Source organism: Caulobacter sp. AP07, from assembly GCF_000281955.1.
GTDB lineage: Bacteria > Pseudomonadota > Alphaproteobacteria > Caulobacterales > Caulobacteraceae > Caulobacter.
The window spans coordinates 1-5,596 of record NZ_AKKF01000311.1; the positions used below are offsets into that span (position 1 = coordinate 1).

A 5,596-nucleotide genomic window follows, 5' to 3' on the forward strand; every position below is an offset into this window, starting at 1 on the left:
GGAGGCGGTCGGCGACCATCCGCAGCAGCCGGTCGCCGACCGGGCGGCCATGGGCGTCGTTGATCGGCTTGAACCGCTTCAGGTCGATCAGCACCAGGCCGGTGACCTCGTCGCCGGTCTTGCGCGCCTGCAAGGCCTGGCCCAGGACGTCGAGCATCCGGTTGCGGTTGGCCAGGCCGGTCAGCGGATCCTGCGTCTCCAGCTGGGCGAGGCGGCGCTCGGCCTCCAGCCGCCTGTCGGACTCGGCGCGCAGTTCCAGCGCCTTGAGGATCGCGAACGCGGCGAGGGCGACGGCCGCCAGGAACGAGGCCGCCGCGTCGATCCGCCAGCTTTCAAGGCCGTGGCCGAAGGCCCTCTCGAACACCTCGAATTCGATGCCGGCCTCGAGGGCCAGAAAGCCCGCGCAGACAAGGATGCCCACATGTTGCAGGTGATCAAGTGAAGGGAATTTTCCTAAGGTCCTCATCATGGTCTTCATTAACCATTGTCGCGCAAGCGCGGTGGATGTGGATAGCAAGGCCCCCTCTATATTTAACAGTACATGAGATTTCGGCATGGGCTAGCGTGGTGCAGCAATAGGTCGCAGAGCCGGCCCGGGCTTGTGTTCGGCCGTTCCCGGCTTGACGGACGCGCTTGGCGACACCAGTGTGCAGGAAATTCAAACAAACGTTTTAGGGAGCGCCGCCATGACCCTCTTCGACCTCACCGGCAAGGTGGCGATCATCACCGGCAGCTCGCGGGGCATCGGCAAGGCCATCGCCCAGCGCATGGCCGAGCACGGCGCCAAGGTGGTGATCTCGTCGCGCAAGGCCGGGCCGTGCGACGAGGTGGCGGCCGCGCTCAACGAGAAGCACGGAGCCGGGACGGCCATCGCCGTGCCGGCCAACATCGCCGCCAAGGAAGACCTGCAGCGCCTGGTCGACGAGACCCGCAAGGCGTTCGGCAAGATCGACATCTGTGTCTGCAACGCCGCCAGCAACCCCTATTACGGCCCGCTGGCCGGTATCGCCGACGACCAGTTCCGCAAGATCCTCGACAACAACATCATCAGCAATCACTGGCTGATCTCGATGGTCGCGCCGGAGATGCGCGAGCGGAAGGACGGCTCGGTGATCATCATCAGCTCGATCGGCGGCCTGCGCGGCAACGCCATCATCGGGGCCTACAACATCAGCAAGGCCGCCGACTTCCAGCTGGCCCGCAACCTGGCCCACGAGTTCGGCCCCGACAACGTGCGGGTCAACTGCATCGCGCCGGGCCTGATCAAGACCGACTTCGCCAAGGCCCTGTGGGACGATCCCGCGACCCTGGAACGCGCGACCGCCGGCGTGCCGCTGCGCCGCATCGGCGAGCCCGACGAGATCGCCGGGGCGGCGGTCTACCTGGCCTCGAAGGCCGGAACCTTCATGACCGGACAGGCCTTGGTTGTAGATGGCGGGGCGACAATTTAGGGGTTAATTTTCCCCGCCCATCGCCATCTCGTGGCCGAACGTCGCGCCAAGTCGATCTTAACTTCGAATACAGGCCCTCTCCGTACCGTACCAATGTTCATTGGGGGTTCGCGGCTTGCGGCGCTTCGTACTGTTTCTCGCGGCGATCGCAGTCCTGTCGGCCGGGACCGGCGGAGTCGTGTCCGCCACGCCGCAGTCGGCCAAGCTGGACGCCCTGTATCGCGAGATCAGCCTGCACGACACCCGCCCGCCGGCCCGGGAGAACGAGGACATCGAGCGGGCCGGGCGCCGGGCCCTGCGGCAGACCGGCGAGAAGCGCCTCTTTGGCTTGTGGGCCGTGCTCTACGCCTACAAGAGCAACCAGATCCAGCCGCAGTTCGACGACTGGACCCGCCGGGTGCGCGCCCTGGCGCGGGCCGAGAACGACAGCGAACTGCTGGCCCTGGTCGATATGCTGGACACCGCCTACCGCCACGAGTCGGGCGGTTTCCGCACCTTCACCGACGCCGACTGGTCGCGTTTCCTCGATCGGTCGGGCCCCAACGTCCGGATGATGGCCGCAGTCGAGCGGGTGCGCACCCTGGGCCGTTCGGGCGCCTGGGCCGAGGCCTCGCGCCTGGCCGCCGACGTCATGCTGCAGATGGAGCGCAAGGGCGCGATCGCCCGCCCCCTGCTGGCCGAAGCCCACCAGGTGCATTCCTACACCCTGTCCTATATCGGCGATAAGGAAGGCGCGCTGGACCATATGACCCAGGCCGCCCGCCTGGACGAGGGCAACGCCTTCTACATGCGCAAGCTCGAGCGGATCTACGACATCGCCTACACCGCCGCCGAGGTGGGCGAACTGAAGGCCGCCGAGCACTTCGCCGGCGTGCACCACCACATGACCCAGGCGGCCGGCGATCCGGACCTGCTGACCTGGGATCGCTATCTGTGCGCGCGGATCGCCCGGGAGCGGCATGGGCCGGCCAAGGTGCTCGAGTGCCTGGCGCAGGGCGGGGAGCCGCTCAACCATCCGACCAGCAGCCTGGCCGGGCTGAGCCTGAGGCTGCGGGCCCAGGCCCGGGCCGAGCTGGGCGACGCCGCCGGCGCCAAGGCCGACCTGGCCGCGCTGCGCGCCATTCCGACGCAGACCCTGGAAGCCGACCCGCAGGCCGAACTGCTGCTGGGCGCCTATATCGCCCTGGCCGAGGGTCACGGCGACCAGGCCTTCCGCCAGCTCGACCGCTGGCGGACGCAGGATCACGAAATGACCCAGGCGGCCCAGGTCCGCAACGGCGCCCAGATGGCCTCGGCCCTGGAGACCGAGCTGCGCTCCAAGCGCGACGAGAGCCGCCGCCTGACCGCCGAGGTCGAGCTGAACCGCCGCCTGGCCCACGCCTCGATCATCATCGCCATGCTGCTGGGCGTGCTGGTGGTGGGCGGGGTGGCCTGGGGCGTCTACCTGCGCCGGGCCTCGGTGCGGCTGAAGGAGGCCCGCGGCCGGGCCGAGGCGGCCAACGAGGCCAAGTCGGCCTTCCTGGCGGTGATGAGCCACGAGCTGCGCACGCCACTGAACGGCATGCTGGGCATGGCCCAGGCCCTGCGCGGCGAGGCGCTGGAGCCGCGCCAGCGCGAGCAGGTCGAGCTGATGATCGACAGCGGCGACACCCTGCTGGTGCTGCTCAACGACATTCTCGACCTGTCGAAGATCGAGGCCGGCAAGCTGGAGATCGCCCCGACGGCCGGCGACCTGGTCGGGGTCTGCGCCCGGCTGGTCGGCGGCTACCAGCCCACGGCCCGCGAGAAGGGCGTCGACCTGACCTTCACCGTGGTGGGCGCGCCGCCGCCGACCCTGCTGTTCGACGCCGTGCGGGTGCGCCAGTGCCTGGCCAACCTGCTGTCCAACGCCCTGAAGTTCACCGTCGTCGGCCGGGTCGACGTCACCCTGACCTGCGCGCCCGATCCCGCCTCCGGACGGCTGGGCGCGCGGCTGGTGGTCTCCGACACCGGCATCGGCATGAGCGCCACGACCCTGCCCCGGCTGTTTGGCGCCTTCACCCAGGCCGACGCCTCGACCACCCGCACCTTCGGCGGCACGGGGCTGGGCCTGAACATCACCCGGCGCCTGGCGCAGCTGATGGGCGGCGAGATCCTGGTCGACAGCCATGAGGGCCGGGGTTCGACCTTCACGCTGAGCTTCCTGGTCGACGCCTCGTCGGTCGAGGGCGCCGACCCGGCCACCGTCGGCTTCGGCGGGGCGCTGGACGACGCGGGCCTCTCACCGCTGCATGGCCGCCGGGTGCTGGTGGTCGACGACCACCCGGTCAACCGCCGGGTCATCAAGCTGTTCCTGGCCCCGTTCAACTGCGACCTGGTCGAGGTCGCGAACGGCCGCGAGGCTCTGGACGCGCTGGAGGCCGAGGCCTTCGACCTGGTGCTGATGGACGTCAACATGCCGGTGATGGACGGGCTGGAGGCCACCCGCCGGCTGCGGCGCGACCCGCGCTGGGCCGGCCTGCCGGTCATCGCCCTGACCGCCGACGTGATGCGCACCCAGATCGACACCTGCCTGCAGGCCGGGATGGACGCCCACGTCGCCAAGCCGATCGACCTGCGCGACCTGCTGTCGGTGATGGTCCAGGTGCTGGCGAGGGGCGGCGAGGCGGCGGTCAGGGCTGGGGCGGATAGGACGTTGGCCTAGGTCCTCCCCCTGTGGGGGAGGTGTCGGCGAAGCCGACGGTGGGGGGAGTGATACGACCTCGGCCATCCGCTGGATCGACGACCCTAAAATTCCCCCCACCGGCCTTCGGCCGCCTCCCCCAGAGGGGGAGGGCCTCGCTCAGCCCGCTCACCCCCGCGCCGCCGCCAGGCGTCGCACCGCTTCGTCCAGCGTTTCATCCGCCTTGGCGAAGCACAGGCGCAGGATGTTCCGCACCGGGGCCTCCGCGTAGAACGCCGAGACCGGGATGCTGGCCACGCCGTGGTCGCGCACCGCCCGCAGGCTGAAGGTCCGGTCGTCCTCGGTGACGCCCGAGGCCGTCAGGTCGATATTGAGGAAGTAGGTTCCGCCGCTGTCCAGCACCTGGAAGCCGGCCGCCGTCAGCCCCGCCGCCAGCCGGTCGCGCGAGCGCTGCAGGCCGGCGGGCATGGCCTCGAACCAGTCGCCGGGCTGGCTCAAGCCGAAGGCCACCGCTTCCTGCAGGTTGGGCGGGGTGGTGAAGGTCAGGAACTGGTGGGCCCCGGCCAGGGCCTTGGTCAGGGCGGGGGCGGCGCACAGGAAGCCGACCTTCCACCCTGTCATGCCGAACATCTTCCCGGCCGAGCCGATCTTCACCGTCCGTTCGCGCATGCCCGGATAGCTGATCAGGGAACGGTGCGCGCGGCCGTCGAACACCACGGCCTCCCAGACCTCGTCGCAGACGGCGATCACGTCGTGGCGGACGCAGAACTCGGCCAGCAGGGCCAGGTCCTCGTCGGGCGTGACGACGCCGGCCGGATTGAGCGGGGTGTTGAGCACCACCAGCCGCGTCCGCTCGCTGAACGCCGCCTCCAGCATCGCCCGGTCGAACCGCCAGTGGGGCGGCGTCAGGCGCACCAGTTTCGGCACGCCGCCGGCCCGCTTCACCATCGGCAGGTAGGCGTCGTAAAGCGGCTGGAACAGCACCACCTCGTCGCCGGGCGAGATCAGGCTGAGGAACGCCGCCGCCAGGGCCTCGGTGGCGCCGGAGGTGACGGTGACCTCGGTCTCCCAGTCGAGGTCCAGGCCCTGGGTGCGGCCGTAATGGTCAGTCACCGCCTGGCGCAGGGCCGGCAGGCCGCGCATCGGCGGGTACTGGTTCGTCCCGGTCAGCAGCGCCTCGCCGGCCTTCTGGCGCAAGAGCAGCGGCCCCGGATCGTCGGGAAAGCCCTGGCCCAGATTGATCGCCCCGGTCTGGCGGGCCAGGCCGCTCATCTCCTCGAAGATCGTGGTGGGCAGGTCGGCATAGACGGGGTGAACCATGGCGCGGGGATCTCCTCGACGCTTGCCTAGCATAGGCTTGCTCGGCGGGGAGGGGCATGGCGATACTTTGGCATGCGCATCGTCCCTCCCCCTCGTGGGGAGGGTGGCGGCGAAGCCGACGGGTGGGGGCCGGTGCAGGGCGTTATTGGGGCGGTGAAGCCCC

4 protein-coding genes are annotated in these 5,596 nt (G+C 69.9%); 2 read left to right on the forward strand and 2 right to left on the reverse strand.

The window, feature by feature from the left end; genetic code table 11:
- Window positions 1-421, reverse strand: a 421-nt coding sequence (locus PMI01_RS25605; protein ID WP_035038553.1) for a diguanylate cyclase domain-containing protein, incomplete at its 3' end; no start/stop codon positions are given.
- A gap of 265 nt (window positions 422-686) precedes the next feature.
- Between PMI01_RS25605 and PMI01_RS25610 the strand changes: the two genes are divergently transcribed.
- Entirely contained in the window at window positions 687-1,451 is a 765-nt protein-coding gene (locus PMI01_RS25610; RefSeq protein WP_007676647.1) for an SDR family oxidoreductase, read from the forward strand.
- A 115-nt stretch (window positions 1,452-1,566) separates the two neighbouring features.
- Entirely contained in the window at window positions 1,567-4,134 is a 2,568-nt protein-coding gene (locus tag PMI01_RS25615; RefSeq protein WP_007676649.1) for a response regulator, read from the forward strand.
- 147 nt (window positions 4,135-4,281) lie between these two features.
- On the opposite strand, the gene PMI01_RS25620 is transcribed toward PMI01_RS25615, so the two are convergent.
- A complete protein-coding gene (locus PMI01_RS25620) occupies window positions 4,282-5,433 on the reverse strand; it encodes an aminotransferase (RefSeq protein ID WP_007676651.1) in 1,152 nt (383 codons plus the stop codon).
- Window positions 5,434-5,596 lie beyond the last annotated feature (163 nt).

Excerpts from the sequence above, each read along its gene's own strand:
- PMI01_RS25620 (WP_007676651.1), bottom strand. The coding sequence starts at position 5,433 with ATGGTTCACCCCGTCTATGCCGACCTGCCCACCACGATCTTCGAGGAG.
- PMI01_RS25610 (WP_007676647.1), top strand. The coding sequence starts at position 687 with ATGACCCTCTTCGACCTCACCGGCAAGGTGGCGATCATCACCGGCAGC.